Source organism: Paracoccus methylarcula, from assembly GCF_003007735.2.
Taxonomy (GTDB): Bacteria; Pseudomonadota; Alphaproteobacteria; order Rhodobacterales; family Rhodobacteraceae; genus Paracoccus; species Paracoccus methylarcula.
In genome coordinates this window covers 29,155-52,974 of record NZ_PXNQ02000006.1, presented here as the reverse complement: position 1 = coordinate 52,974, position 23,820 = coordinate 29,155, and the positions used below count along the sequence as shown (strand labels likewise).

The window sequence follows — 23,820 nt, the reverse complement described above, 5'->3', positions numbered from 1 at the left end:
GATCCTTGCGGCTTATTCGATTACCGGCCGGTCAACCCGGTATGCCCCTGCGAAGTAGCCCTGTATGGTGCGCAGGATCGCCAGGCAAAAGGCGATGAGCATGCCAAGATTGACGACCCAGACGGGGATCTTGGTTGTGGTGCTGATTTGCCCGGTCGAAAACGCGCGGCCGGTGGTCCCAAGGCTTTGCCATGCCAGATAGCCCAGGAAGCCCAGCATACCCGCGAAGACCAGCCGCTCGACCCATCTCTGGACACTGGGAGGGAACTTGTCGACCAGCAGCGGGATGCCCCCGTGCTGGCCATACCGGCAGGCGACGGCCGCCCCGAAAAGCGCCCCCCAGAGAAAGAAGTACCTTGCCAGTTCCTCGGACCATGCAATCGAATAGGAAAACATGTATCGGGAGAGCGCGCCGGAAAAGACCAGCAGAACGATGCCCCCGATCAGGAATACGACGATTGCTTTCTCGATGCGGTCGAGCCAATCGCTCAGAATGATCATCATACGCGGCATGACAGCCATCTCCCGGAAAAGGATCAGGATGCCGCGGCGCCCCAAAGCGCATGCGCCGCGGCAAGATCGTTAATTGCTGGAGAGCTTTGCGACTTCGGCTTCGACTTCGCTGACCAGTTCTTCGCCGATTTCAGACCGGAAGGCGTCATAAACCGGCTGCACTCGCAGCTTGAAATCGGCCATCGCCTCGTCGGAAGGTGTCTGGATGATCACGCCTTCGGCCTCCATCTTGGCCGCCAGTTCGGCCTCTTCCTCTTCCGCGAGTTGGCGTTGGAACAGCATCGCGTCCTTTGCCGCCTGCCGGATCAGTTCGCGGTCGTCTTCGGAGAATCGCGCCAGCGCGGTCGTGCTACCCAGCATCCCGATGGCTTCGAAGGAGAAATTGATGATGGCGATATTCTTCGAAACTTCGAAGAAACGCGAGGCATAGATCAACGGGATAGGGGAGATGCCGCCATCGATCGCGCCAGCCTGAAGGGCGGTGAAGACTTCTGCAAAACTCATGGCCACGGGCACTGCGCCGATGGAGGACCAGCTGTCGAGATAGAGATCGAGGCCCGGCGTTCTGATCTTCACGCCCTTGATGTCGTCGGGCGTCTCGATCGGGCCGGGATTGGTGTAAAGCTGGAAGAAACTGCCCGAGCCCCACGCCAGGGGTTCGACCCCCGTCTTGGCAAGATCGGCCGACAGGCGCTGACCAACCGGTCCGTCCATGACAGCCATGGCCGCGTCCGTGTCCGGGAATATCCAGGGCATTGAAACGACCATGAAATCGCCGATGATCTGGCTGAGCCAAGGAGTGGATTTCATGATGATGTCCACTGCCCCGGCCTGGGCCATTTCCAGTTCCACCCGATCATTGCCGCCAACCAGCGTACCCGAGGGATAGACTTCGACCGTGTGGGCGCCGTCGCTGCGCTCTTCGAGCAGTTCCTTGAACTTGTTGGCTGCCGCGACCCAATTGGAGGTTTCCGCGACTGTCGTCGACAACCGGATCGTATCGGCTTGCGCGGTCGCGAAACTACCCGCCGCGACACCGGCAGCCACCATTGCGGCTTTGATTGAGATTGTCATGGCTTTCCCTGTCTTGAAGATCGTTTTTCTGGTTTGTTTGCCGGTCCCGACGCCGCGCAGAATTTTCGTCGCCAAACGTTCCGGTGTTCCGCTTTTACCTCGATTGCATGCAATATGCAACATGCAACAAGTGGACAATGGATGCGAGCCGGCCTAGACTGTCGGCGGCAAGACAGGTCACGCGAAAATGGACAAACAAGGAAATACGGGGAAAACAAAGCGAAGGCCGATCAAACGGCTTTCCCTGCATGACGAGGTTGTCGCGTCCTTGCGTGAAATGATTGTCACCGGCGCGCTACAGCCCGGAGACCGCATTATCGAACATGATCTGTCCGCGCAGCTGGGGGTGTCGCGAACACCGATTCGCGAGGCGATCAAGACACTGACGCTTGATGGTCTGGTCGAAAGCCCGGCGCACAGGGGGGCGATGGTCAAGCCCCTGGATGCCGCAGAGATCGAAACCCTGTTCCAGGTGATAGCGGTGCTTGAGGCCCTTGCCGCAGAGCAGGCAGCCACCTGCCTCAGCCCGCAACAAACGAGGAAGCTGGAGAACCTGCATTCCAGGATGAAAAAGGCTTTCGATCAGGGCGACAGGTCACGCTATTTCGAGCTGAATTCCGAGATTCACGATTTCCTTGTCGAGCATTCCGGAAATCCGATTCTCAGGGATACGCATGAGCGTCTCATGCTGCGCGCAAGGCGGGGAAGATACCTGGCCATATTGTCCGGAACCCGGTGGGCGGAAGCGATGCAGCAGCACGAAGACCTGATGATTGCCCTGCGGCAGGGCGACAGCGAGCTGGCGGCGCGCATCTGGCGCGCACATCTGCAGATGACTGGGGAAGCCTTGCTTCAATCCTTGAAGGAATCCCCGACATGACATCGCGGGACCAGGATCAGATGAACCCTGCCATGGATATTCGCGAAGGGCTTCCTCCGCGAATCCAGTATCTTACCATTAGCTGACCCGACAACGCGACAACGATTATCCAGTTCAGCCCCGCCAGGGATCAGCAGCCCCTCTCTGTCACAACTGCGTCGTGATGGTGGCAGCTTACATCCCGAAAAGACGCCCCCATCCCCTGATTCGGGCGGGATCGTCACCAGCCAGCTTCATTCCGGTCCAGACCGCAGCGGCAGTAGAATCGAAGATTGGAATTCCCAACTCTTCCTCCAGTTCCGGAACTATTCGGGCCCCGCGCATATTGGTGCACATAACGGTAATCGCATCCGGGCCTGCCCCGGCAACCTGGCGGATCTGTTCGGCGATGGTGGCTTCATCGAATTCGGCGAAGGCATAATTCACCGTTTCGTTCAGGTGCCGTTCGGCGACGCATTCAAGGCCGCTGCGGGCGTAATTCGCGACGATACGCTCCTGCACGTCATCCACGTAAGGGCTGACCAGGCCAAACGTGGTCGCCCCCGAAGCGGCAAAAAGATCGTTGATGGCCAATACCGAGGAATCTGCGGGAATGCCGGTTTCCTCCTTGATGCGCTCGCAAAGCCGCTGATCGCGGTCGAAGCCAAGCCAACTGGCCGAGGTGCCGCTCCAGACGATGGCATCGACCCGCGCATCCGCCAGCATGCGGGCGGCATTCAGGGGATTCTCAAGGTCGAACTGTGATTGCGACCCCTCGTTCATCGAGATTTCGGTCACGGTGAAACGCCCGAAATGGGCGGAAACGTCAGGCAGTTCCGCTACCATGGCGCTGGTGAGTGGCTCGAGCACAGTGTTGGACGATGGCGTCAAAACACCGATCAATGTTCGATTATGTGGCATGCGAATCCTTTCCGTTTTTGTCGAATCAAGCGTAACAACATTGTAGTATTGAATGCAATTTATTATTAGATAATTGTTTTTTAATAATAAGATTTCCTTTTCTTGGACATGATTTGTTGCGATGCTAATGCCATGGAGACTTTCCGCACAGCATCACCCACCCAGCGGCCACTTAGACGGCGTGCCCTCCATGCCGAGGCCGTCGAGATATTGCGCGAGATGATCATCAACGGCGAACTACTGCCCGGCTCTCGCCTGATCGAGGCGGAGCTCTGCAAACTTTTCGCGATCTCCCGGAACCCGCTGCGCGAGGCATTCCGGGTCCTGGAAGTCGAGGGTTTGGTGACTTTCTATCCCAATCGCGGCGCCACGGTCTCGACGATTTCGTCCGATGAGGTTCTGCAGCAGTTCGAAGTTCTCGCCAATCTGGAACGCATCGCGCTGGAGCTGGCGATGGCAAGGATGACCGCGACCGATCTCGAACAGCTCAACCAGATGCATGCCCGGATGATCGACCTGCATGGAAAGGGTCAGCGCAGGGAATGCTTTCAGAACGATTACGACATCCACAACCGGATCGTCGCCCTGTCTGCCAACCAGGTTCTTCGGGACCTGCATGCCGGATTGATGATCCGCTCGCGCCGGGTCCGCTACTTCGCGCTCCATTCGCAAAGTCGCTGGAACGAAGCAATGTCGGAACACGAAGCTTTCATGCAGGCGATCAACGATGGGGACTGTGCCGGGGCGGCCGAGCTGATGCGCGACCACGTCCTGCGGACGGGCACATTGGTTGGCGAATTCGTCAGCAAAAGAAGCGATGCCTCACCGGAGATGCTGAGAACTGCGGATCAAGACAGCGGATAATCATCATTTTCTTCAACACCAATGTCCAAAGGGAGCGGACACATGAAAAAACTGATAACCCTCACTGCCATCGCGCTGAGTTGCGCCCTGGCCACCACCGCGACCGCCGAGACCCGGGCACTCAAGGTCCTTGGCCAACCCGGTGCCACGGGTGAAATCCAGAAGAACAAGGAAGCTCCGTTCTTTCAGAATTTTGCCGAAAAGACCGGGCTGGACGTGACCGCCAATTTCCAGACACTGGATCAGACCGGGGTCAAGGGCGCGGAAGAACTTCGCATCCTGAAATCCGGCCTGTTCGACATCATTTCGTTGCGCCTGCAGCAAGTCAGCCGGGATTCGCCGGTCATCATGGGGCTCGATCTGGTCGGGCTCAACACCGACTATCAAAACGGCCGTGAAACGATGGCCGAGTTCGGCCCCGTCGTCGATGAAAATCTCCAGAAGAACTTCAATACCAAGCTGCTGGGTCTTTGGCCGTTCGGACCGCAGGTTCTGTTCTGCAACAAGGAAATTACCGGGCTTTCGGATCTGAGTGGCGTCAAGATCCGGACAGACGACCAGACACTTTCCAAATTCATCGAATCCATCGGCGCCATTCCGGTTCAGATGGGGTTCTCCGAAGTCTATCAGTCCCTCGCCCGCGGGGTTGTCGATTGCGCGATCACCGGACCGAGTTCCGCGAACGCCTCGGACTGGCCCGAGGTCACGACCCATATTCTGCCCTTGTCCTACCGCTTTGCGGTCCAAGGTTACGGCATGAATCTGAACACCTGGAACAGTTTCTCCGCCGAAGAGCAGCAGAAAATCCAGGCGGCCTTCGATGAGTTGATCGATGAGATCTGGACCTATTCGGAAGAACTCTATGTCGATGCGATGAACTGTAATGTCGGCAAGACGCCTTGCGAGTTGAACAAGCCATTCGAGCTGACCGAGGTTCCCGTCTCGGACGAGGATCTCGCGGTGGTATCCGAGGGCCTGATGAACGTGTCGTTCCCGGCCTGGGCGCAAGTCTGCGATGCCAGCACTGAAGGCTGCTCACAATCCTGGATGGATACCGTGGGCGCGCGCGTCGCCAAATGAACCTGACCTGACTGGCCTGCGGCCCGCCCGGATATCGGGCCGCAGGCTACAATCGACTGGGGGATCGTCATGCATCGTTTCATCGTCTTCGTAAGCTGGCTATTTGGCCTGCTTCTGGTTGGGTTGTCGCTGTTCGTGACACTCGAGACCGTCATGCGCAAGATATTCGGCGCATCGCTGCAGGGGGCAGACGAGTTGGGTGGTTATGTCTTGGCGGTCAGCGGTGCGCTGGCGTTCACCATCGCACTTTCCGAGCGCGCCCATATCCGCATTGACCTCTTGTATACCAGGTTTTCTCCGACGGTGCAGGCAGCGCTCAGCTGGCTGGCGTCACTGTCTCTCGCGCTTTTCGGCCTGTTCGTGGCACGGTATATCTGGTTGGTCATCCACGATACCCTGACATACAACTCTACCGCGCCGACCGCCTGGTCCACGCCGCTCATCTATCCGCAGGCGATCTGGTATGGCGCCATGCTGATCTTCACCCTGGCGTCGCTCTGGATGTTTGGCCGGGCGTCGCGGCTGTTCTTCACCGGACAGTTCGATCGTCTGAACGCAGAGTTCCACCCCAAGACCGCCCAGGAAGAACTGGCCGAGGAACTTTCCGATATGGAGCGTCGCTGAATCATGGTCGGAATCACAACCATCGCCATTTCTTTCCTGATCATGATCTTCATCATGTTGCTGGGGATCCCGATCGCATCCGTCATGCTGGTAATGGGCGTCATCGGCGGCGTCCTGGCCTTTGGATGGCCCTTGCTCGACAGCACGGGCCCGGTGATGTGGTCGGTCATGAACGACAACCTGCTGACGGCAATCCCACTTTTCATCCTGCTGGGAGAGCTGATGCTGCGCTCCGGCATGGCCGACAAGATGTATGGCGCCACCGCGTTATGGCTTAACCGCCTGCCCGGCGGGTTGCTGCACACCAATATCGGCTGCTGCGCGATGTTCGCGGCAACGTCCGGATCGTCGGTGGCCACCGCGGCCACCATCGGCACGGTCGCAACGCCGTCGCTGAACGAGCGCGGCTACGACAAGGCGCAGTCGCTGGGCTCCATCGCCGCGGGCGGGACGCTCGGGATCCTGATCCCGCCAAGCGTCAACCTGCTGATCTACGGCTCGCTTGCCGAAACCTCCATCGGTCAGCTCTTCGTCGCGGGCATCCTCCCCGGGTTGTTGCTGGTGGCGTTCTTCATGATCTGGATCATCATCAACAACTGGAACGACACCTCGTCTCAGATCGCGGAAGTGCCGCTATCCGAGAAGCTGCGAGCCTCTACCGCGTTGATTCCGCCAGCCATCATCTTTCTGGTGGTCATGGGGTCGATCTATCTGGGGATCGCGACGCCTACGGAATCGGCGGCGCTCGGCGTTGCAACAGCGCTTGTCATCGTCGGGATCGGCGGCCATTTCAGCATCGAGTTCTTTGGCCGATGCTTCATTCAGACCGCCCGAACCACCGGCATGGTGCTGCTGATCGTGATGGCAGCTTTCGTGCTGAACGTCACGCTGTCGCTGACCGGCGTCGCACAGACGACAACCAACTGGGTCACTTCGCTTGGCCTGACGGCTACCCAACTGCTGCTGGTGCTGATCGTCTTCTACGTTCTGCTGGGGATGTTCATGGACGTGCTGTCAATGATGGTGCTGACTATCCCCATTGCCGTGCCGGTAGTGACGGCAATGGGGATCGATCCGGTCTGGTTCGGCATATTTATCATCATCATGTGCGAACTGGGCATGATCACGCCGCCGGTCGGCATGAACCTTTACGTGGTTCATGGGGTCCGCCAGGACGATGGGCCATTCATGGATCTCATCCGTGGCGCGTTTCCCTATGTCATCATCATGATCCTTTTCGTACTTCTGCTGATCTGGTTCCCCGGCATCGTCACCTGGCTGCCACGAACCATGTATAATTGACGGAGCAAGCCATGACCGAACCTCTGGATCTTGTTATTCGCGGCGGCACCGTTGCTACCGCATCGGCGGAATTCAAAGCCGATATAGGCATCCGTGACGGGCGCATCGTTACCCTGGCTGTCGAACTGCCCCGCGCGAAGGACGAGATCGACGCAACCGGGAAACTGGTCCTGCCGGGGGGCGTGGATGCGCATTGTCATTTCGACCAGCCTACCTCGGACGGCTCGCGCATGGCCGATGATTTCGCCAGCGGGCCGCTCTCTGCCGCTTTCGGAGGCACCACGACGGTCATCCCCTTCGCCTGCCAGCAGAAAGGCCAAAGCCTGCGCGCGGCGGTCAGCGACTATCACGAACGCGCAAATGGCAAATCCGTCATCGACTATGCCTTTCACCTCATCGTCACGGATCCGACCGAACAGGTTCTCGGCCAGGAACTGCCGGCACTGATCCGTGACGGCTACAGCTCGTTCAAGATCTACACGACCTATGACGATCTCAAGCTTGACGACCGCCAGATCATCGAGGTGCTGGCCCTGGCAAAGCGCGAGGGTGCGCTGACCATGATCCATGCCGAGAATTCCGACATCATCGCATGGCTCACCGAAGCACTGGAACGGGCAGGAGATACCGCGCCGCGCTTTCACGCGACCGCCCGTCCCGCCATTGCCGAGCGAGAGGCCACGCACCGGGCCATCTCGCTGGCCGAAGTGGTGGACACGCCGATTCTCGTGGTTCATGTCTCGGGCGGAGAGGCGATGCAACAGATCGTCACCGCGCGTCACAGGGGAACTCGTGTCTTTGCCGAAACCTGCCCGCAGTATCTTTTCCTGACCGCGGATGACCTCGATCTCGGCGGATTCGAAGGCGCAAAGCACATCTGCAGCCCGCCGCCACGCGACACGGCCAGCCAGGAGTCGGTCTGGCGCGGGCTTCAGGACGGCACCTTCCAGGTCTTCTCCTCTGACCACGCGCCTTTCCGTTTCGACGATCCGGAAGGCAAGAAGGTGGGCGGCGAGACGAGCGGTTTCAGCCATGTCCCGAACGGCATTCCCGGGGTCGAGACACGGCTGCCGCTGCTGTTCTCGGAAGGGGTCGTCAAGGGGCGTATCTCGCTGCGCCGGTTCGTCGAACTGACATCGACCAATCCGGCGCGCCTCTACGGCCTGATGCCCCGCAAGGGCACCATCGCCATCGGTTCCGACGCCGATATCGCGATATGGGATCCACAGAAGCAGGTGACCATCACCAATGACATGCTGCATCACAATGTCGATTACACCCCCTACGAGGGCCGGCAAGTCACCGGCTGGCCTGAAATCGTCCTGTCGCGTGGAGCGGTGGTGATCCGCGACGGCGAATGCCTCGGCAATCCGGGGCGCGGTCAATTCCTGGAATGCGGAACGCCGGACACGCTTCCATGAGCCGCCATTCGACATGACCTTCGGACCGGAAATCGAGCTGCTTGTCCGGATCGCCGCTACCGCCGCGATCGTCATCGGGGTCACTCTGGCCGCCGAGCATCTTGGCCCGAAGATCGGCGGTGCTCTCGCAGGGCTGCCGATCGTCATCGGTCCGGCATTCTTCTTCCTGATCCGCGAGCAGAGCCAGGCTTTCAGTGCTGATGCCGCGGCCGCGTCGCTGACCTCGCTTGCTGCGACGCAAGCGTTCCTGCTGGGTTACGTGGCCGTCGCCGCAAGATCGCGTGCGGCAATCGGCGCGGCGATATTCGCCTGGGTGATCAGCGCCTTGCTGCTGTCTCTGTTACCCGCATCGCCCTGGATGGGACTGTTGATCTTTACATTGTCGATGCTGGCTGTGCGAAGACTGGCCGTTCACTTCGTGCGGCCGCATGGCGTGGCGCGCGCAAAGGGCACCTATATGCTGCTGATCCTGCGCGGCCTGGCCGCCGGTCTGCTCGTGGGTGTCGTGACGTTTGCGGCGGATCGGCTCGGACCGGTCTGGGCCGGGTTCCTGATCGCCTACCCGATCGGCCTGACGGTGATCTCAGTGACCATTCACCAAAGACTGGGCGCCGAAATCGCGATCTCGACGCTTCACGCGATCATGCTTGGCATCTCCAGCCTCGCGGCCTTCTCCTTCGTGCTGTCGGTTACGCTATCGTCACTTGGGCCAAGCCTCGCCTTCACGGCTGCGCTTGTGGCGGGAGTACTCGTGACCGTACTGCTGGTCCTTGTCTCGGCAAGGCGCGAGGCAGTGATATCCAGCACAAGATAAAGTTGCGTGAACACGAAACGGGAAGCGGCCATCGGGATCGCTTCCCCTCCAAAATCTCGATCGGCAAGGGTCCGGGATCAACTCCCGCGGTAGGTGGTGCAGGTCCAGGGAGTGCACAGCATCGGCACATGATAATGCTGCCCGGTATCGAAGACCGAGAAATTCACAGGCACCTTCTCGATAAAAGGCGGCTCAGGCAGGTCCGTACCCTTGCTGCGGTAATATTCGTCAACATGGAACAACAGTTGGTATTGTCCGATCCGGGTTTCCTCCGGGGTCAGGATCATCTCGTCGGTCCGGCCTTCCTGATTGGTCTGGACTGTTTTCAAAAGACGGTATTCGCCATTCTCGAAAACCGAGAAATCGATGCGCATGCCGACCCCCGGGCTGCCGGTTTCATTGTCGAGAACATGGGTGGTGATGCCAGCCATCTCGATCTCCTCCTTGATAGATTATACTGTCTGGCCGGGACTCAGCTGCCGCGATAATAGGAATAGCTCCATGGGCTGAACAGGATCGGCACATGGAAGTTCTGCGACCCATCAAACACGCCGAAACGGATCGGAACCTTGCCAAGAAAGGGCGGGTTCGGCAGTTCGGTTGCGAAGCGGGCGAAGTAGTCGTCCAGATACATGAGCAGTTCATAGCGGCCGATGCGCAGCTCGCCCGGTTCAAGCACAGGGTTCTCGGTCCGCCCGCGTTCGACCGTCGTGACACTCTTGACGAACTGGTAGGTTCCGTCCGCATCCTGCATCGACAGGTCGATCTGCAGATCGGCGCGGGTTTGCCCGAAATGGGTATCGATCGCGTGGAGGGTCAATTGCCCGCCTGTCGCCTGCGTGGCCGCATGTGCCGGTGAGACGAGCGTGCCATCCCCGTATATCGCGGACAGCCCTGCCGCTCCGATCCCCAGCCCGGTCACGAATTCGCGCCGGTTCATGTCTGGAAATTCCATTCTCGACTTCTCCCCCTGTTATTTGACCTTCCCGAGCGATGGGACCTTTTTTCGGGCTCCGTTATCGTCGTGCCTTTGCCGGTGCGGGTATCGCTCGCCGCATTTTCGGCAAGGGCGATACCCGCCCCTGCCGGAAATGCTTCAGTAGCCCAAGCGGTGCGGCAGCCAGGTGACGATACCCGGCACGAACATGCAGATGATCAGCAGCACGTACATCGCCACGATGAAAGGCCAGCTTTCCCGCACAAGCTCGCCCATTTTCACCCCCGTTATGCCGCAGACGACGAACAGGACCACGCCCACGGGCGGTGTCAGCATGCCGATGACCAGGTTGAACACGAACAGAAAGCCGAAATGCAGCGGATCGATGCCATAGGTGATCGCGATCGGGTGGAACAACGGCACCAGCATGATATAGGCCGCGTTCGATTCCAGAAACATCCCGACCACGATCAGCATCAATGCCACCAGGATCAGGAACATGGTCGGGCTTTCGGTCAACTGGTTCACGAATCCCGCCAACTGCATCGGCAGCAAATCGATGGTGAACAGGAAGGTGACGGTCGAGGCATAGGCGATCATCGCACCGACAATGGCCGAGGTCTTGGCTGCCTGCAGCAGCACCCCCGGCAGATCGGCGAGCCGCAGCCTGCGGGTCACGAAAAAGCCCAGCAGGAGCGCGTAGACCACCCCTACCGCAGCCCCCTCGGTCGGCGTGAAGGCACCGCCGACGATGCCTCCGATCACCACGATCGGCATCATGAAGACGACGAAGGACCGGCGAAGCTGGTGGAGGATATTCGAAAGGCTCACTTTTTCGCCAACGAGCGGATAGTCCCGAACATACGAGATCAGCCAGCACAGCGACATCAGCACCAGCACCAGGATCAGCCCCGGGATCACGCCCGCCATGAACATGCCCCCGACGGACACGCTGGAGCCGGCCATGAAGGCATAGACGATCATCGCGCCGGATGGCGGAATGATCGGACCCAGGTTTGCCGCCGCCGCGACGATCCCGGTGGAAAATCCCAGGCCATACTGCTTTTTCAACGACGGCACGAGCGTTGCCGACAGCGCGCTGGCATCCGCCACCGCAGCCCCCGATACCGAGGCTAGCCCGGCGCCCGACAGCAGCGCCACCTGCGCCAGGCCACCGCGCACGCGCCCGACGAAGGCATTGGCGAAATCCACCAGCCGCTCCATGATGCCGCCCTTCAGCATCAGCTCCCCTGTCACCATGAACAGGGGGATCGACATCAGCGGGAAGGAGTTGACCGAGTTCATGATCCGCGGCGGCAGCACGGCAAGATCGAACCCGGAAAGCACCAGTCCCCCAAGCGCTGACACGCCCAGCGAAAAGGCCAGTGGCATCCCCAGCGCGGCAAGGCCGAGAAAAAGGAAAATGACGATAAGGCTCATGCTGATATATCCTTAATCGATCGGGTATTCCGGGCCGTGCTCGTCCAGCGGGTGAAGCACGAGGTGAAGCAGGTGCAGCGCCGCATGGGCCGAGCCGACAATCACCGCCACGAAGAAATAGCTGGACGAGATATTGATCGCGCCCAGGCGTTCGGACCATGTCTCGTAGGCGACGACAACGGCTTCATAGGTCACCACGCACATCAGCAGGAAAGCCAGCGCCAGCATGGTCCGGGTCACTTGCCGGGCCAGCTTTCGTGGCAGCTTGTTTATCAACAGCTCGATGCCGACATGGGCTCCCTCGCGAATTCCCAGCGGAATGGCGATGAAGATCGACCAGACAAAGGCCAGCCGGGAGACCTCGTCGGCCCAGTCGATCGAGGCGTTGAATGCGTAGCGCATCAGGACCTGCGTGGCGACGACCACGATCATCACCGTCATGCATCCAAGCAGGACCACCCGTGCCACGGCATCGACACGCGACAAGACCAGGGTAAACACGCGTTCCATTGGTTCTCCCGCCCGGCGAGCCGGGTCATTCCGTGCTTGCGGCTATTTCGGAATCGACCAGCGTGAACAACTCGTCGCCGATCCGTTCGCGCACCGAGGTGGCCACATCGGCCGTCTTGGATCGCAGATCGGCAGCCAGTTCGTCCGAGACCGGCGTGAAGGTCATGCCTTCCTCGATCAGCTTGTCCAGTGCCTCGCTCTCCTGCTCGATTGCAAGTTCACGCTGGAACGCGATCGCCTTGTTCATCGCCTCTTGCACCGCGTCCCGATGCTCGGGGCTCAGTTCATCAAGCCAGTCCTTGTTCGCCACCACCGAGATGAAGTCGAAGAAGTGCCGGGTGTCGCTGAGATGCTTCTGGATCTCGGAATAACGGGAAACCACGATGATCGAGAACGGGTTCTCCTGCCCATCGATCACCCCTTGCTCAAGCGCGGAATAAAGCTCCTTGACATCCATGGCGACCGGGTTGGCACCCAGGGCGCGGAACGTGGCCAGGTGGGTCTCGTTGGGTTGCAGCCGGATCTTGAGCCCCGCGATATCGTCTATGGACTCGATCGGGCGGACATTATTGGTCAACTGCCGAAAGCCGAGTTCCATATAGCCCAGTGACGCCAGCGATTCCTCGGCGAGATGTTCGTCAAGCTTGGCACCCAGCGGACCGTCAACGACCTTGAACGCGGTCTCGCGGTCGGGGAACTGGAACGGCACACCGAGAACCTCCAGTTCGGGGATCGTCCGGGTCAGATAGGCGGTTCCAACCCAGATCAGCTCGACCGCGCCCAGCTTGACCGCCTGAACATTCTCGGCCGCGCCTCCCAATTGCTGGGCCGGGAAGATGTTCACCTCCAGCTCGCCATCGGTGAGCTTCTCGATTTCCTCCTTGAACACCAGCATCGCCTGGCTGGACGAATGCTCGCCTGCGAAATTGCCCGCGATGCGAATGGTTTCCGCCGAGGCGGTGCCAAGCGTGGCCAGCGAAAAGGCCATGCCAATAAGTGCGGCTACAGTTTTGTTCATGTTTTTCCCTTCCTGTTGAATTGCGAGCCGGCCTACAGGCCGCCCGATATGACCCGATCATCCGAAATCTGCGCTGCGCGCCCCCGCACGACATGCATTATTTCGGCGATCGTCGCCCGTATTTCGGCATCCGGATCGTTGCGGAGCCGTTGTGCAAGCAAACCGAACACGGCAGCAAGATCGGGCTGCCGGCTCAATGCGACAATGAAAGGATACCCGAAGCGCTGACGATACTCGGCATTCAGCTTCTGCAACCTCTCCAGTTCTTTGCGGTCAAGCGACAGCAGGCCCAGCCGCCCCTGTTCGCCCGTCGACTCGCGCGTCATCGTTCCCGCCTGAGCCTCCGCCCCGGCAAGTTCCGGATGCGCAAGAAACAGGTTGGTCTGATCGGCGCGGTTCATCCGGGTGATTGCCGCCTCTATCGCGTCGCACAGGGCCTGCGCCGAGCCGAAAGGGCGCTGCCCCGCGATCTCTTCCAGGACCCAGGAGGAATTCTCGACCAGAAAGCCAGCCATTTCGACAAAGCGATTTTCATCGGCGTTGTTCAGTTCATGAAGGCTGACAGGCATCTGCGCTAGTTCTCCCCTTGATCCCTGGAAAGGTTAACGCAAGGGAAGTGTTTTAAAAATCATAATAAACTCAGACATGCATTCCAAAAATGTGTATGCTCAGGAAATGCGCAACTAGGGACTCGGCTGTCATGTCCTTGAATCTTCTGCCCAGATCGCTCGCCTATGTGGATGCCGTCGCCAAGAACGGCTCGATCCAGGCCGCCTCTCGCGTGCTTGGCATTTCCGCCTCGGCAATCGACCGGCAGATCCTGCTCCTAGAGGAAGCGGCCCATATGCGCCTTTTCGACCGCCACTCGAACGGGATGACTCTCACCAAGGCAGGAGAGATGCTGGTCGTGCTGGCCCGACGCTGGCGCAATGACGGAAACGCCCTGTGGTCCGAGATGCAGCAAATGCAAGGGGTCGATCTGGGTCAGGTCCGGATCGCGATCATGGACAGCCAGGTGAACGGCATGATTCCGGATTTCGTGGGACGTGTCGCCGCAGAGTTTCCCCTTGTCCAGTTGGACCTGGAAGTCATGAGCCCGGGCGATGCAGTGCAGGCGCTCGATCAGGGCATCGTCGACATTGCACTCGCTTTCAATGCAAAACCTCACCGCAACATACGCGCGCTCTGGTCGGAGCGGCTTCCCCTGGGATGCGTGGTCGCACCGAACCATGATCTCGCCAACGAAGAATCCGTGACCTTGCAACAGATCACGGAGTTTCCGGTCGTGCTTCAAAGCCAGGCGCTCTCGATCAGGCAATATCTCGAAGCCGATCACGAATGGCTGATACATGAAGGCAGGCAGCCGGTCGCGACCAATTCCCTGCAACTGGTAAAACGGCTGATTGCACAGGGGCGGCATGTCGCGCTGACATCCGAACTCGACGTATCTGCCGAGATTTTCGAGAAGAGGTTGGTTTTCATTCCGATCGCCGACGAAACCGCCGCCGCCCAGTCGATATCCCTGCTTGTCAGTGCGGTGAGGGAACTGCCGACGGTGTCGCAATTGATCATGGACATCCTGTCAGCTTGTGCCCGCGAAACGCTGTCGCGCGTCCGGCAGGTCTGATGTTCCAGTGACCCGGAGATACTACAGATGAACGAGATCGACTGGCAACAAATTGGCGCTCTTCTTGACCAACTCTATCAGTCCACCGACGCGCTCGAAGGTATTTCCCGGCCGTAAGTTTACATTGGATGGCCATTTGGTTGGGAGTGTCGGAGAGGTCGTCGCCTCATATATGTTCGATCTCGAATTGAATCCCGCGTCAACCAAGGCACACTATGCACAGGCGCGAGACGGCCGCAGAGTCGAAATAAAGCTCACCCAAGGAAAAGGTGTTTCAATTCGGCACGAGCCGGAGCACCTGCTCGTACTTTGCCGCCCCAAGGGAGAATCGATTTCTGTGGTCTACAACGGCCCCGGATCAGAGGCCTGGCATGCGGCTGGGAAAATGCAGAAGAACGGGCAGCGAACAATAGGACTGGCAAAGCTCGCTGCTCTCGACGCCAGGATTCCCCTGGAACGACGTCTACCTCTCGTTAGAGAAGCACCCGTATGAACGGTCCATTCTCGCCATTCGGAGCGGCATATGAGTCACGACCCGGCGCCCCCCTAAACCAACCGTTCGTGCCAGTCACAGCATTTTCAGGCAGCCAATAGCGGTAATGAGGAACAAAAACGACGTTGTGCCGGCACCCGAACTCGGTCTGTATCAGATGTTCAACCGGTGATCGGGTGCGGCTAGACCTCGCAACAAGAACATCCGCACCCGATGTTGCTATGAGCCGAACCGATCGATCAGTTCCGAAAGCTCCATATGTGCGCTGCACGCCCCGTTACCCGGCTGCATCTCGCCGCTTTCCAGCGCCGTCGCGTAAACGACTGCCGGGTCAGCCTCGATGCGCTCTCGCAACGCTGCGAGCTTTGGCCAGCATTCCTTGTCGGCCACCCCATGGAAATCCAGCCATCGTGCAACGCCGATCAGAATAGCATCGGCAAGGGTTGGATGATCTGCAATCAGAAACTTTGTATCGCCGATCATCTCTTCGAGCCTGTCATGCCGCTCGATCACGCCCTCACTGCCCCATTCCCTCAAGGCCGACTGCATCGCCGGATTGGGTGGCTCCATCTCCATGGCGGCCCATAGGGGGCCGAACGAGCCGGTAAACCCGGTATTGATGAAGGCCATGATCTGATGCATTCGATCGGCCTGCCGCGACAGCGGATCAAAGCTGATCCGACGTTCCCTGTCCCGCGCTTCAAGCCAGGTTGCAATCGCCATGGTCTCGGTCAGCACCTCGCCCTTATCGGTGATCAAGGCGGGCGTTTCGACGCGCGGATTGAGCCGTTTATAGGCGGGTTCACGCATCTCGCCGAACATATCGACGCGGCAAAGCCTGTAGGGACGTGCCAACCATTCGAGCGCAGCCACAAGCCCCATGGAGCTTCCCGAGGGAAAGCCATACAGCAGAATAGGTTCCATGTTATCATTCTCCGTGATTTCTGGTGATCACGCTGCGCAGCGTGGGAGGAATTTAACGGGGCCACGCGCAAAGTAAATTACGCACCTTTTTGTAACCATGAGCGAAGAATGAAAAACCTTGTCTCACGTTGTCCCATCGAAGAGGTCATGCAGGTTCTGAGCGGTCGCTGGCCGACACTACTGATCTATTACCTTCAGGATGGCACGAAGCGTTTCAGCGATCTTCGCCGGGACAATCCGGCAATTTCTCACAAGATGCTGACACTGGAACTGCGCAAGCTAGAGGATGCAGGTATTGTCCAACGGACAGAATTTGCCGGTTACCCGCTTCGTGTCGAGTACGACCTGACCCCTGCCGGAGAAAGGCTGGTGCCCCTCATTGATGCATTGGGTGAATGGTGGGAAGCAACTGATGACCTTGACCGGCAGCAGGTCCTTGCGGCCGCAATGTCTGAACCGAAATAGCCGGACTGTCGTTTTCCGGTGCTTAGCTGGAACTCGACCATGTCCATGCTTCGGGTCCATCCCCAGGGACGCGTGAAACGATCGTTCAGCCGAATTAGCTGGTGGTCTATGCCGGAGCAAGTAAAGCGCCGGTGGACCCGCGGGTTCTGCGTGCGGCACATATGTAATTCTGACATCATGCTGACATAGCAAACGCGGCCTATTTGTGGTTGCTCGCCAGGCCCCTGTGACGCTGCGAGGCGGCCCGTCGAAGCTGCCGTTGGCACATCCTGTGGCATTGCGGGAACATGAACAACGGCAATGCGGGTTTTTGCTGCGGTTGCACAAACAAGGTGCCTGGGAAGGACAAGAGAGCAGACTGACCGATGATTCCATGTTTTGCGCTGCGATGGTATTCTCTTGGGCGCTTTCCGCCGTATGGCATGTATATGGCGACGGAGCTTTGCCAAGGACACATCCGGGTCATTGCAGTCCGGCCTTGCCCGCAATCGTTCAGCATATCGCCGGCCCGTGGTTCGAACACCGTTTCCGCGATCTCGACGCCAAGCAAATTGTGCTCGGGAGGTTTGAAACTGCCGAACCCCTCGGTGAAGACCTTGAAAGCCTGCGCAATTGGCGCTTCGACCACGACGGACTGTTTCACGGGCAAAGCAGATATTTGAATGCTCATGGTGTCTCCTCTGGCGGTTGTTCGACGACCACCCTGTAGGCCGCCAGGGTCTTGTCCCAATACCGGTCGAGCCAAGTGCGCATCTGGCCAGACCCGTGCGGATCGATGTGGTAGACATTGCTGGCACCTCTCGGCTCGGGGCGAACCAGAAGCGATTCACGCAGCACCTTGAGATGCCGGGATAGCGCAGATTGCGAAACCGGAACCTGCCGTGTGATCTCGGCCACGGTATGCGGATGCTCCGCAATCAGCTCGAATATCCTGCGGTGGGCGGGGTCGCCACGGGCGGCAAGCCGGGCATTACAAGTCAATCGGGATTACCCGGCTCGAAGGTCATCGAGGCGGAACGAACTGCCAATCACCTGCGTGACGCCTGCAACCTGCCGGTCCCTCTCAAGGAGCCATATTGACGGCCCGGAAGCCTTCTGCGACGAAACTTCATCGTCGTGATCGAACTCTGCAGAACCCGGCGAGTCACGCATTGCTACAAGGGGCAAAAAGACCATGATCCAAGGCAACCCTGACCTGATCGCGGAGATTCGCGACCGCTTCGAATATGTGGATAACTGTCCCTTCCAGGGCCCCGAGTGTTTTTCGAGAACGCCGGCGGCGCGTTGACGCTGAAATCCGTCGTCGAGACCTCGGCCAAATTTGCCGCCATTCCGGACAATCAGGGACGAGACAATCCCGCCGCGCATGCTCTGGTTGAGGTGATCGACAAGGCCAAGGGGGACATGGGGGTCTTCATGAACGCCTCCACCGGGCAGTTCATCGCCGGCGAGAGCGGCACCGAATTGCTGTTCCGCCTGATCCGCACTGCCTGTGTCAATGCCCCAAAGGGAAGCAAGGTGATCGGCTCGTCCATCGAGCATCCCGCCAGCCGGAGCGCCGCCCGCCGATGGGCCGAGATTGCGGGCCTGGACTACGTCAACGTGCAGCACGATAACGCAGCGGGAACGGTGAGCGCGGACGCCTATGCGGCCCGGATGACGCCCGACGTGGCGGTGGCCACGATCCTGCATGCTTCGCCGGTGACCGGCATGGGCATGGATGTTGCTGCAATCTCGAAAGCCATCCGGGCGGTGGCGCCGGACTGCCTGATCATCGTCGATGGCATCCAGCACGCGGCACATGGCCAGATCGATATCGACGCCTACGGGATCGATGGCTACGCCATCTCGCCTTACAAGGCCTTCTCGCGCCATGGTTTCGGGATCGCATGGCTATCGGACAGGCTCAGCGCCATGCCCCATGACAAGCTGATCGATGCGCCGGAAACCGGTTGGGAATTCGGCACCCGCGATACCGGAGCCTATGCGACGATGTGCGACGTGGTCGCCTATTTCGACTGGCTCGGCGGCCGGGTCTCGGACGAAATCGCGCCGCGCGCACGGATCGAGGCCGCGGGTCGTGCGATCCACGCCTATGAGACCCACCTGACCAACGCCCTGATCCACGGGACCGGCAATCTGCCGGGGCTGGCTGACATGGCGCATGTCACGATCCTGGCCGGCGCGGACAACCCTGCGCGTAAAGGTCTGGTGTCAATCGTGGTTGACGGGATGGCCTCGCCGGAGGTCGTGACGATCCTGAACGAACAGGGCATCCGCACCCATACCCGAAAAGCCGATCACTACAGCGGCAACGTCCTGAACCCCTTGGGGTTGCCCGATTGCATCCGCATCTCGCTTTGCCATTACAACACCGAACAGGAGGTGGCCCAGCTTCTGGCGGTAGTCAACGGGTTGGGCAATCGCTCTTGACTGGTGGAGCCTCCGGATTTGCGTCGCCTCCCCCAAAAAAGTGGAGGCGAAAGTCGTAAAAGGGCACGAGCCGACCGGTCTCCGCGCCGCAGCGGCCCTGGATGCCCGGATCGTGCCAAGACCGGGCACTGAGCGCCATTGATCAGAGTTCCTGTCGCGACCGATGCAGCTTTCGCATGGCTGTCGTTCAGCCGTCTTTGTAGTAATAGCTGTAGCCATTCAAGGCCGGCGCACCGCCCAAATGTGCGTAAAGAACCTTTGAGCCTTTCGGGAAGAACCCTTTCCTTGCGAGATCAATCATGCCTTGCATGGATTTGCCCTCGTAAACCGGATCGGTCATCATCGCTTCGGTCCTGGCGGCAAGGCGGATGGCGTCGTTGGTTTCCTCGGACGGAACGCCATAAGCCGGGTAGGCATAGTCCGGATTGATATGGATTTCGTCGTCGCCGACGGGGCGCCCCAAGTCGACAAGCGACGCGGTGTTGTCGACGATAGACCGCAGTTGTGTGCGGGTTTGGTTTACTGTGCCGGAGGCGTCGATCCCGATAACGCGGTCCGCGCGATCCTGGGCGGCAAAACCGACAATCATCCCTCCCTGGGTCGAGCCCGTGACAACGCAGACGACGATGTAGTCGAACCGGAAGCCCAGTTCCTCTTCCTGCTCGGCAACCTCTTCAGCAAATCCGATATAACCAAGTGCCCCGTATTTATGAACCGACGCACCCGCCGGGATCGGGTAAGGTTTGCCGCCCGCATCCTTCACGGACTGGATTGCATCTTCCCAGCTTTTGCGAATGCCGATGTCAAAACCGTCTTCCACCAAGCGGCTATCCGCACCCATCAAGCGGGTCATCATGATGTTTCCTACGCGGTCATAAACAGCGTCATAATGCGGGACCCATTTCTCCTGGATGACCAGGCATTTCATGCCCAGTTTCGCCGCCGTGGCAGCCACCATGCGCGTGTGGTTCGATTGTACGCCGCCGATGGAGACAAGCGTATCAGCACCGCTCGCGATGGCGTCGGGCACGATATATTCCAGCTTGCGCAACTTGTTCCCACCAAACGCCAGCCCAGAATTACAGTCCTCACGCTTGGCGTAGAACTCGACATCCGCGCCAACGGCCTCTGTCAGGCGGGGAAGATGTTCGATGGCGGTTTTACCGAAGGTAAGCGGATAGCGTTCAAACTTGTCGAGTAGTGACATGGGCGATCTCCTTGTTTGATTGCCGGAGATCATAGCGACAAGCTTGCGAGAGGTGCTCTCAAATTTGTCGACTATACTTTGCCATATGACGTTTAACTATGACAAATATTCTTATATCTTATCATTAAAATCAAAATTTATGGAAGATTCTTTCATGGATGACCTGGATCGAATCGATATTGGCATTCTCCGCCACCTTCAGGCCAATGGACGCCTTACGAATGCAGAATTGGCCAAGGCTGTGAACGTTAGCCCGGCCACTTGTCACAGGCGGACACACGCCCTTTTCGAAGCGGGACACATCTTTCGCGTTACGGGACAAGTGAACCCTGCATCTGTCGATCTCGGTACACTCGTGATGGTTGGAGTCGTGCTGGACCGATCCACCCCCGAGAGCTTCGCCGCCTTTGAAGAAGCGGTCTCTGGCATGAAAGAATTGCTCGATTGCCATCTGGTGGCCGGCGATTTCGACTATCTGCTCAAAATCCGCGCCAGGGACATGAATGACTTCAATGTCATGCACACCAAAATGCTGATCGCGCTCCCTGGCGTCCGGCAAATTCGAACTTTTTTCGTCCTCAAGGAAGTAAAGGAGAATGCCCCTTTGGCGTTTTGAAAGTAGCCTTTCGCTACATATGTGAGCTGCATCAAACTGCTCGACCGTTGGCACGCCCTCACGCCGGCACTGGTGCAGGCAAAGGTGCCGGCTTGTGAACCGCTACTCCGATCATCACCAAAACGACACCCAGCAGGTCGTTTCCATTCGTCGATGATGCAGAATTTTCAACCGATCAGTAACGCCCACCCCGAACGATGCTCACCGTGCCTCCCCTTTCAAAAGCACCAGCGAGATGACATCTGCCATCGCCTCATTCCCTGCCACGCCCGGATGCAGCCGGTCTCCGCTGTCAAAAGGAGGGTTCAGCCGCGACGAATCATCCGGATCACGCAGCACGGTATCGAAATCGACCAGCCCGTCGACAAGATCCGTCTCTCGCAGCCAGTCGTTGAGCTCACGGCGAAGAGCATCCTTCCCGGCGCTCCAATAAGTAGCTTCCAGCGGCGTGTCGGGCAGTGCGCCGCGAAATGGCGGGATCGTCCCCACGATCAAGCGCACATCGTGAGCCTTGCTCATCGCTGCAACAGCGGCAATGCCTGCCTGCAGGCGTTCAAGCGTCATGGGGGCCTCGTCAGGCGCAAAAGGCGAGCCCGGCCAGGCGATATCGTTGGTGCCGATCAAAAGCACCACGGCATCAATTCCCGGCACGGCGAATGCATCGCGGTCGATCCGCGCCAGAACGCTTTCTCCCATGCCGTCCGAAAGCAGCCTGCCGCCGGAGATACCCGCATTGACCACCGCAACGCCCTGTGGGGCGAGCCGACGGGCCAGGAAATCCGGCCAGCGGACATCCTCGTTCATCGCCGCACCATTGCCGTCGGTGATGGAATCCCCCATCGCGACCACGACCATCTCGGCCGGGCGATCGGTCAGCACGCTGGCAAGACTTACGCGGGCGGTGATTTCCTCATCAATGCGGTCTCCGTCAAGGACAAAGCCCGTTTCCCGCGCGTCCCAGTGGAAATCCTGCGCGACTGCACCCTTGCCATAACGCAGGCTGACCGAGATCCGCTGGCCGGCCTCAACCGGCAGCGCCACGGGGTCCGAGGTGATCCGCGCCCCCGGCGGTATGGTCACCTCGGGCTTGCCGCCAAAGAGGATGGGCAGTTCCGGCCCTTCCAGCGCGGCCCCTTCGCTGCCGAGGGCGATCATGGCCGCGTCAACAGGCAGGGGTCTGGTGCCGTAGCTGTTCGACAGGGTGATGCGCAGGTTGTCCCCGCCCCAGGCAAGGGTCAGCGGCTGGCGAATGGTTTGCCCGCCGATACTGTCGGGCAGGCCAGTGGGAAAATCAAACTCGGTGTCCCAGACCGCTTCCGGGCTTGCGGCCCAGGCCGGGGTCCATTCCTCTGAATGGACCGCTCCTCCGGATAGGGCGAGTAACAGTAGGGCGGTTGTCGCGGCAATCGGTTTCATGAATCTTTCCCGGATTTGAAGGTTGCAAGGGTCAGCAGCACGGCGAGGGTGGGCATGATGGCGCCAAGCGGGAACAGGCTACCAAGCCCCCATCCCGCAGCGATCGCGCTGCCACCGATGGCCGCGCCGATAGCGTTGGCAAGGTTGAAGGCCGAGATGTTCAGGGTCGAGGCCAGTTCCGCGCTTGCACCTTGGGACTGGCGCAGCATGAAGGCCTGAAGCGGCGCGAGAGTCGAGAAGGCCGCGGCGCCGAACAGGAACAGCGAGACCATCGCGGCGACCGGATTGCCCATGCCAAACCGCATGGCCAATATCACCGCCGCCAGCCCCGCCAATGTGCCCAGTAGTGCCGGGCGCAGCCCGCGATCCGCCAGGCGTCCGCCAAGCATATTGCCCACCACGATTCCGGCCCCGAACAACAGCAGGTATCGCGACACATGCGACGGGGAGACCTCGCTGATCCCGGTCAGGATCGGTGCTATATAGGTGAAGACCAGGAACACCCCGGCATAGCCGAGCGTCGTGGTGGCAAGCGCCAGTAGCGGCGCGCCACGCAAGAGCCGTGCAAGGCTGCGCCAATTCGCCGGGGTTTCGCCGTGGGTGCCGGCGGGCAGCGACAATGCGCTGGCGATCAGGGCCAGCAGGCCGATGCCGCTCACGCTCCAGAAGGTCGCGCGCCAGCCGAGTGCTTGGCCCAATTCGGTGCCGAAGGGCAGGCCCAGGACTGTCGCCAGCGTCAGGCCGGTAAAGACCAGCGCGATGGCCGAAGCCTTGCGCTCGGGCGGAACCAGGCTTTGCGCGACGACGGCACCGACGCCAAAGAAGGTGCCATGGGCAAAGCCGCTGATGACGCGCCCCAGCATCAGCAGCCCATAGCTTGGCGCGACGGCACAAAGGACATTGGCGAGGATAAAGATCGCCATCAGCGCAAGGATCACGTTGCGATGCTGCAGGCGTGCCGTGGCAAGGGTCAGCAGCGGGCCGCCAAAGGTGACGCCAAGCGCATAGCCGCTGATCAGCAGGCCCGCCGATGGCACGCTGACCGAAAGCGATTGCGCCACCTCGACCAGCAGCCCCATGATCACGAATTCGGTCAACCCGATCCCGAAAGCGCCGATGCCAAGCGCGACAAGGGCCCAACGGGCCGCGCGTCCGGTCTCGAAGCTCCCCGCGGTAAGAGTCGTCATGATGCAAATCTCCACTTGTTCGGATGGAAGATCGGCGCTGAGGACTTGAGAAACCAGACGCTGAAAACTACAAGG

The 23,820-nt window shown here is 59.5% G+C and carries 27 protein-coding genes and 1 pseudogene; 13 read left to right on the top strand and 15 right to left on the bottom strand.

Annotation, left to right across the window (positions count from 1 at the left end):
* Positions 1 to 12 precede the first annotated feature (12 nt).
* Together A7A09_RS10670 and A7A09_RS10665 are read right to left on the bottom strand one after the other, a co-directional pair.
* The gene (locus A7A09_RS10670; RefSeq protein ID WP_170167078.1) at positions 13 to 513 is read right to left on the bottom strand and encodes a TRAP transporter small permease; all 501 of its coding nucleotides are present in this window, start codon (positions 511 to 513) and stop codon (positions 13 to 15) included.
* 69 nt (positions 514 to 582) lie between these two features.
* Entirely contained in the window at positions 583 to 1,710 is a 1,128-nt protein-coding gene (locus A7A09_RS10665; protein WP_106691402.1) for a TRAP transporter substrate-binding protein, read from the bottom strand.
* A 64-nt stretch (positions 1,711 to 1,774) separates the two neighbouring features.
* Between A7A09_RS10665 and A7A09_RS10660 the strand changes: the two genes are divergently transcribed.
* The gene (locus A7A09_RS10660; RefSeq protein ID WP_106691401.1) at positions 1,775 to 2,467 is read left to right on the top strand and encodes a GntR family transcriptional regulator; all 693 of its coding nucleotides are present in this window, start codon (positions 1,775 to 1,777) and stop codon (positions 2,465 to 2,467) included.
* Between the two features lie 174 nt (positions 2,468 to 2,641).
* Here the strand turns inward: A7A09_RS10660 and A7A09_RS10655 are convergent, their stop codons facing one another.
* Positions 2,642 to 3,367, bottom strand: coding sequence for a maleate cis-trans isomerase family protein (locus A7A09_RS10655; RefSeq protein WP_106691400.1), 726 nt, complete (start codon positions 3,365 to 3,367; stop codon positions 2,642 to 2,644).
* Between the two features lie 132 nt (positions 3,368 to 3,499).
* On the opposite strand from A7A09_RS10655, the gene A7A09_RS10650 reads away from it, so the two are divergent.
* From A7A09_RS10650 to A7A09_RS10625, 6 genes are all read left to right on the top strand, one after another.
* On the top strand, positions 3,500 to 4,231 hold the full coding sequence (locus A7A09_RS10650) for a GntR family transcriptional regulator (protein ID WP_170167077.1): 732 nt from the start codon (positions 3,500 to 3,502) through the stop codon (positions 4,229 to 4,231).
* Between the two features lie 42 nt (positions 4,232 to 4,273).
* A complete protein-coding gene (locus A7A09_RS10645; RefSeq protein ID WP_106691398.1) occupies positions 4,274 to 5,311 on the top strand; it encodes a TRAP transporter substrate-binding protein in 1,038 nt (345 codons plus the stop codon).
* Between the two features lie 69 nt (positions 5,312 to 5,380).
* Positions 5,381 to 5,935, top strand: a complete 555-nt coding sequence (locus tag A7A09_RS10640; RefSeq protein ID WP_106691397.1) for a TRAP transporter small permease subunit — start codon at positions 5,381 to 5,383, stop codon at positions 5,933 to 5,935.
* 3 nt (positions 5,936 to 5,938) lie between these two features.
* Positions 5,939 to 7,237, top strand: coding sequence for a TRAP transporter large permease (locus A7A09_RS10635; RefSeq protein ID WP_106691396.1), 1,299 nt, complete (start codon positions 5,939 to 5,941; stop codon positions 7,235 to 7,237).
* Between the two features lie 11 nt (positions 7,238 to 7,248).
* Positions 7,249 to 8,658 carry a dihydropyrimidinase gene (hydA, locus tag A7A09_RS10630; RefSeq protein ID WP_106691395.1) on the top strand — a complete coding sequence of 470 codons (1,410 nt, stop codon included), beginning with the start codon at positions 7,249 to 7,251 and terminating at the stop codon, positions 8,656 to 8,658.
* A gap of 13 nt (positions 8,659 to 8,671) precedes the next feature.
* Positions 8,672 to 9,472: a hypothetical protein gene (locus tag A7A09_RS10625; protein WP_106691394.1), complete on the top strand. Its 801-nt coding sequence runs from the start codon at positions 8,672 to 8,674 to the stop codon at positions 9,470 to 9,472.
* A 77-nt stretch (positions 9,473 to 9,549) separates the two neighbouring features.
* Here the strand turns inward: A7A09_RS10625 and uraH are convergent, their stop codons facing one another.
* The 6 genes from uraH to uraD form a co-directional block, all read right to left on the bottom strand.
* Positions 9,550 to 9,903: a hydroxyisourate hydrolase gene (gene uraH / locus A7A09_RS10620; RefSeq protein WP_106691393.1), complete on the bottom strand. Its 354-nt coding sequence runs from the start codon at positions 9,901 to 9,903 to the stop codon at positions 9,550 to 9,552.
* Positions 9,904 to 9,944: 41 nt separating this feature from the next.
* Complete coding sequence (locus tag A7A09_RS10615; protein ID WP_106691392.1) at positions 9,945 to 10,427, bottom strand: hydroxyisourate hydrolase; 483 nt, start codon at positions 10,425 to 10,427, stop codon at positions 9,945 to 9,947.
* A gap of 141 nt (positions 10,428 to 10,568) precedes the next feature.
* Complete coding sequence (locus A7A09_RS10610) at positions 10,569 to 11,849, bottom strand: TRAP transporter large permease (protein WP_106691391.1); 1,281 nt, start codon at positions 11,847 to 11,849, stop codon at positions 10,569 to 10,571.
* A gap of 12 nt (positions 11,850 to 11,861) precedes the next feature.
* On the bottom strand, positions 11,862 to 12,359 hold the full coding sequence (locus A7A09_RS10605) for a TRAP transporter small permease (RefSeq protein WP_106691390.1): 498 nt from the start codon (positions 12,357 to 12,359) through the stop codon (positions 11,862 to 11,864).
* Positions 12,360 to 12,384: 25 nt separating this feature from the next.
* Complete coding sequence (locus A7A09_RS10600) at positions 12,385 to 13,377, bottom strand: TRAP transporter substrate-binding protein (protein ID WP_106691389.1); 993 nt, start codon at positions 13,375 to 13,377, stop codon at positions 12,385 to 12,387.
* Positions 13,378 to 13,409: 32 nt separating this feature from the next.
* Positions 13,410 to 13,946, bottom strand: a complete 537-nt coding sequence (gene uraD, locus A7A09_RS10595; RefSeq protein ID WP_106691388.1) for a 2-oxo-4-hydroxy-4-carboxy-5-ureidoimidazoline decarboxylase — start codon at positions 13,944 to 13,946, stop codon at positions 13,410 to 13,412.
* Between the two features lie 131 nt (positions 13,947 to 14,077).
* Between uraD and A7A09_RS10590 the strand changes: the two genes are divergently transcribed.
* Together A7A09_RS10590 and A7A09_RS22225 are read left to right on the top strand one after the other, a co-directional pair.
* Positions 14,078 to 15,004: a LysR family transcriptional regulator gene (locus A7A09_RS10590; RefSeq protein WP_170167076.1), complete on the top strand. Its 927-nt coding sequence runs from the start codon at positions 14,078 to 14,080 to the stop codon at positions 15,002 to 15,004.
* Between the two features lie 124 nt (positions 15,005 to 15,128).
* Positions 15,129 to 15,497: a DUF6998 domain-containing protein gene (locus A7A09_RS22225; RefSeq protein ID WP_436277797.1), complete on the top strand. Its 369-nt coding sequence runs from the start codon at positions 15,129 to 15,131 to the stop codon at positions 15,495 to 15,497.
* A 219-nt stretch (positions 15,498 to 15,716) separates the two neighbouring features.
* Here the strand turns inward: A7A09_RS22225 and A7A09_RS10585 are convergent, their stop codons facing one another.
* Positions 15,717 to 16,421: a glutathione S-transferase family protein gene (locus tag A7A09_RS10585; protein WP_106691386.1), complete on the bottom strand. Its 705-nt coding sequence runs from the start codon at positions 16,419 to 16,421 to the stop codon at positions 15,717 to 15,719.
* A 108-nt stretch (positions 16,422 to 16,529) separates the two neighbouring features.
* Between A7A09_RS10585 and A7A09_RS10580 the strand changes: the two genes are divergently transcribed.
* A complete protein-coding gene (locus A7A09_RS10580; RefSeq protein WP_106691385.1) occupies positions 16,530 to 16,886 on the top strand; it encodes a winged helix-turn-helix transcriptional regulator in 357 nt (118 codons plus the stop codon).
* A 199-nt stretch (positions 16,887 to 17,085) separates the two neighbouring features.
* Here the strand turns inward: A7A09_RS10580 and A7A09_RS21065 are convergent, their stop codons facing one another.
* A complete protein-coding gene (locus A7A09_RS21065) occupies positions 17,086 to 17,556 on the bottom strand; it encodes an SRPBCC family protein (protein ID WP_211341103.1) in 471 nt (156 codons plus the stop codon).
* A complete protein-coding gene (locus A7A09_RS10570) occupies positions 17,553 to 17,867 on the bottom strand; it encodes an ArsR/SmtB family transcription factor (RefSeq protein ID WP_106691384.1) in 315 nt (104 codons plus the stop codon). The genes A7A09_RS21065 and A7A09_RS10570 overlap by 4 nt, the downstream gene beginning before the upstream one ends.
* Here A7A09_RS10570 and A7A09_RS20790 point away from each other — a divergent pair.
* A complete protein-coding gene (locus tag A7A09_RS20790; protein ID WP_170167074.1) occupies positions 17,793 to 17,966 on the top strand; it encodes a hypothetical protein in 174 nt (57 codons plus the stop codon). The genes A7A09_RS10570 and A7A09_RS20790 overlap by 75 nt on opposite strands.
* Positions 17,967 to 18,060: 94 nt before the next feature.
* Positions 18,061 to 19,319, top strand: a pseudogene (locus A7A09_RS10560) (aminotransferase class V-fold PLP-dependent enzyme).
* 187 nt (positions 19,320 to 19,506) lie between these two features.
* Here the strand turns inward: A7A09_RS10560 and A7A09_RS10555 are convergent.
* Complete coding sequence (locus tag A7A09_RS10555) at positions 19,507 to 20,526, bottom strand: 1-aminocyclopropane-1-carboxylate deaminase (RefSeq protein WP_106691382.1); 1,020 nt, start codon at positions 20,524 to 20,526, stop codon at positions 19,507 to 19,509.
* A 154-nt stretch (positions 20,527 to 20,680) separates the two neighbouring features.
* On the opposite strand from A7A09_RS10555, the gene A7A09_RS10550 reads away from it, so the two are divergent.
* On the top strand, positions 20,681 to 21,142 hold the full coding sequence (locus tag A7A09_RS10550; protein ID WP_211341102.1) for an Lrp/AsnC family transcriptional regulator: 462 nt from the start codon (positions 20,681 to 20,683) through the stop codon (positions 21,140 to 21,142).
* Positions 21,143 to 21,343: 201 nt separating this feature from the next.
* Here A7A09_RS10550 and A7A09_RS10545 read toward each other — a convergent pair whose 3' ends face one another.
* Both A7A09_RS10545 and A7A09_RS10540 read right to left on the bottom strand, forming a co-directional pair.
* The gene (locus A7A09_RS10545; RefSeq protein WP_106691380.1) at positions 21,344 to 22,558 is read right to left on the bottom strand and encodes an SGNH/GDSL hydrolase family protein; all 1,215 of its coding nucleotides are present in this window, start codon (positions 22,556 to 22,558) and stop codon (positions 21,344 to 21,346) included.
* Positions 22,555 to 23,745, bottom strand: coding sequence for an MFS transporter (locus A7A09_RS10540; RefSeq protein ID WP_245999276.1), 1,191 nt, complete (start codon positions 23,743 to 23,745; stop codon positions 22,555 to 22,557). Before A7A09_RS10540 ends, A7A09_RS10545 begins: the two co-directional genes overlap by 4 nt.
* Between the last annotated feature and the right edge of the window lie 75 nt (positions 23,746 to 23,820).

Bases quoted from the DNA above. Each gene is read 5' to 3' on its own strand.
- A7A09_RS10645 (WP_106691398.1), top strand. From the start codon at position 4,274: ATGAAAAAACTGATAACCCTCACTGCCATCGCGCTGAGTTGCGCCCTG.
- A7A09_RS10590 (WP_170167076.1), top strand. From the start codon at position 14,078: ATGTCCTTGAATCTTCTGCCCAGATCGCTCGCCTATGTGGATGCCGTC.
- A7A09_RS10550 (WP_211341102.1), top strand. From the start codon at position 20,681: ATGGATGACCTGGATCGAATCGATATTGGCATTCTCCGCCACCTTCAG.
- A7A09_RS10605 (WP_106691390.1), bottom strand. From the start codon at position 12,359: ATGGAACGCGTGTTTACCCTGGTCTTGTCGCGTGTCGATGCCGTGGCA.
- A7A09_RS10640 (WP_106691397.1), top strand. From the start codon at position 5,381: ATGCATCGTTTCATCGTCTTCGTAAGCTGGCTATTTGGCCTGCTTCTG.
- A7A09_RS10650 (WP_170167077.1), top strand. From the start codon at position 3,500: ATGGAGACTTTCCGCACAGCATCACCCACCCAGCGGCCACTTAGACGG.
- A7A09_RS10670 (WP_170167078.1), bottom strand. From the start codon at position 513: ATGCCGCGTATGATGATCATTCTGAGCGATTGGCTCGACCGCATCGAG.
- A7A09_RS10660 (WP_106691401.1), top strand. From the start codon at position 1,775: ATGGACAAACAAGGAAATACGGGGAAAACAAAGCGAAGGCCGATCAAA.
- uraD (WP_106691388.1), bottom strand. From the start codon at position 13,946: ATGCCTGTCAGCCTTCATGAACTGAACAACGCCGATGAAAATCGCTTT.
- A7A09_RS10655 (WP_106691400.1), bottom strand. From the start codon at position 3,367: ATGCCACATAATCGAACATTGATCGGTGTTTTGACGCCATCGTCCAAC.
- A7A09_RS10555 (WP_106691382.1), bottom strand. From the start codon at position 20,526: ATGTCACTACTCGACAAGTTTGAACGCTATCCGCTTACCTTCGGTAAA.
- A7A09_RS10585 (WP_106691386.1), bottom strand. From the start codon at position 16,421: ATGGAACCTATTCTGCTGTATGGCTTTCCCTCGGGAAGCTCCATGGGG.
- A7A09_RS10615 (WP_106691392.1), bottom strand. From the start codon at position 10,427: ATGGAATTTCCAGACATGAACCGGCGCGAATTCGTGACCGGGCTGGGG.
- A7A09_RS10665 (WP_106691402.1), bottom strand. From the start codon at position 1,710: ATGTTGCATATTGCATGCAATCGAGGTAAAAGCGGAACACCGGAACGT.
- A7A09_RS10635 (WP_106691396.1), top strand. From the start codon at position 5,939: ATGGTCGGAATCACAACCATCGCCATTTCTTTCCTGATCATGATCTTC.
- A7A09_RS10540 (WP_245999276.1), bottom strand. From the start codon at position 23,745: ATGACGACTCTTACCGCGGGGAGCTTCGAGACCGGACGCGCGGCCCGT.
- A7A09_RS21065 (WP_211341103.1), bottom strand. From the start codon at position 17,556: ATGAGCATTCAAATATCTGCTTTGCCCGTGAAACAGTCCGTCGTGGTC.
- uraH (WP_106691393.1), bottom strand. From the start codon at position 9,903: ATGGCTGGCATCACCACCCATGTTCTCGACAATGAAACCGGCAGCCCG.
- A7A09_RS10600 (WP_106691389.1), bottom strand. From the start codon at position 13,377: ATGAACAAAACTGTAGCCGCACTTATTGGCATGGCCTTTTCGCTGGCC.
- A7A09_RS20790 (WP_170167074.1), top strand. From the start codon at position 17,793: ATGCTCCGCAATCAGCTCGAATATCCTGCGGTGGGCGGGGTCGCCACG.
- A7A09_RS10610 (WP_106691391.1), bottom strand. From the start codon at position 11,849: ATGAGCCTTATCGTCATTTTCCTTTTTCTCGGCCTTGCCGCGCTGGGG.
- A7A09_RS10625 (WP_106691394.1), top strand. From the start codon at position 8,672: ATGACCTTCGGACCGGAAATCGAGCTGCTTGTCCGGATCGCCGCTACC.
- A7A09_RS10545 (WP_106691380.1), bottom strand. From the start codon at position 22,558: ATGAAACCGATTGCCGCGACAACCGCCCTACTGTTACTCGCCCTATCC.
- A7A09_RS10580 (WP_106691385.1), top strand. From the start codon at position 16,530: ATGAAAAACCTTGTCTCACGTTGTCCCATCGAAGAGGTCATGCAGGTT.
- hydA (WP_106691395.1), top strand. From the start codon at position 7,249: ATGACCGAACCTCTGGATCTTGTTATTCGCGGCGGCACCGTTGCTACC.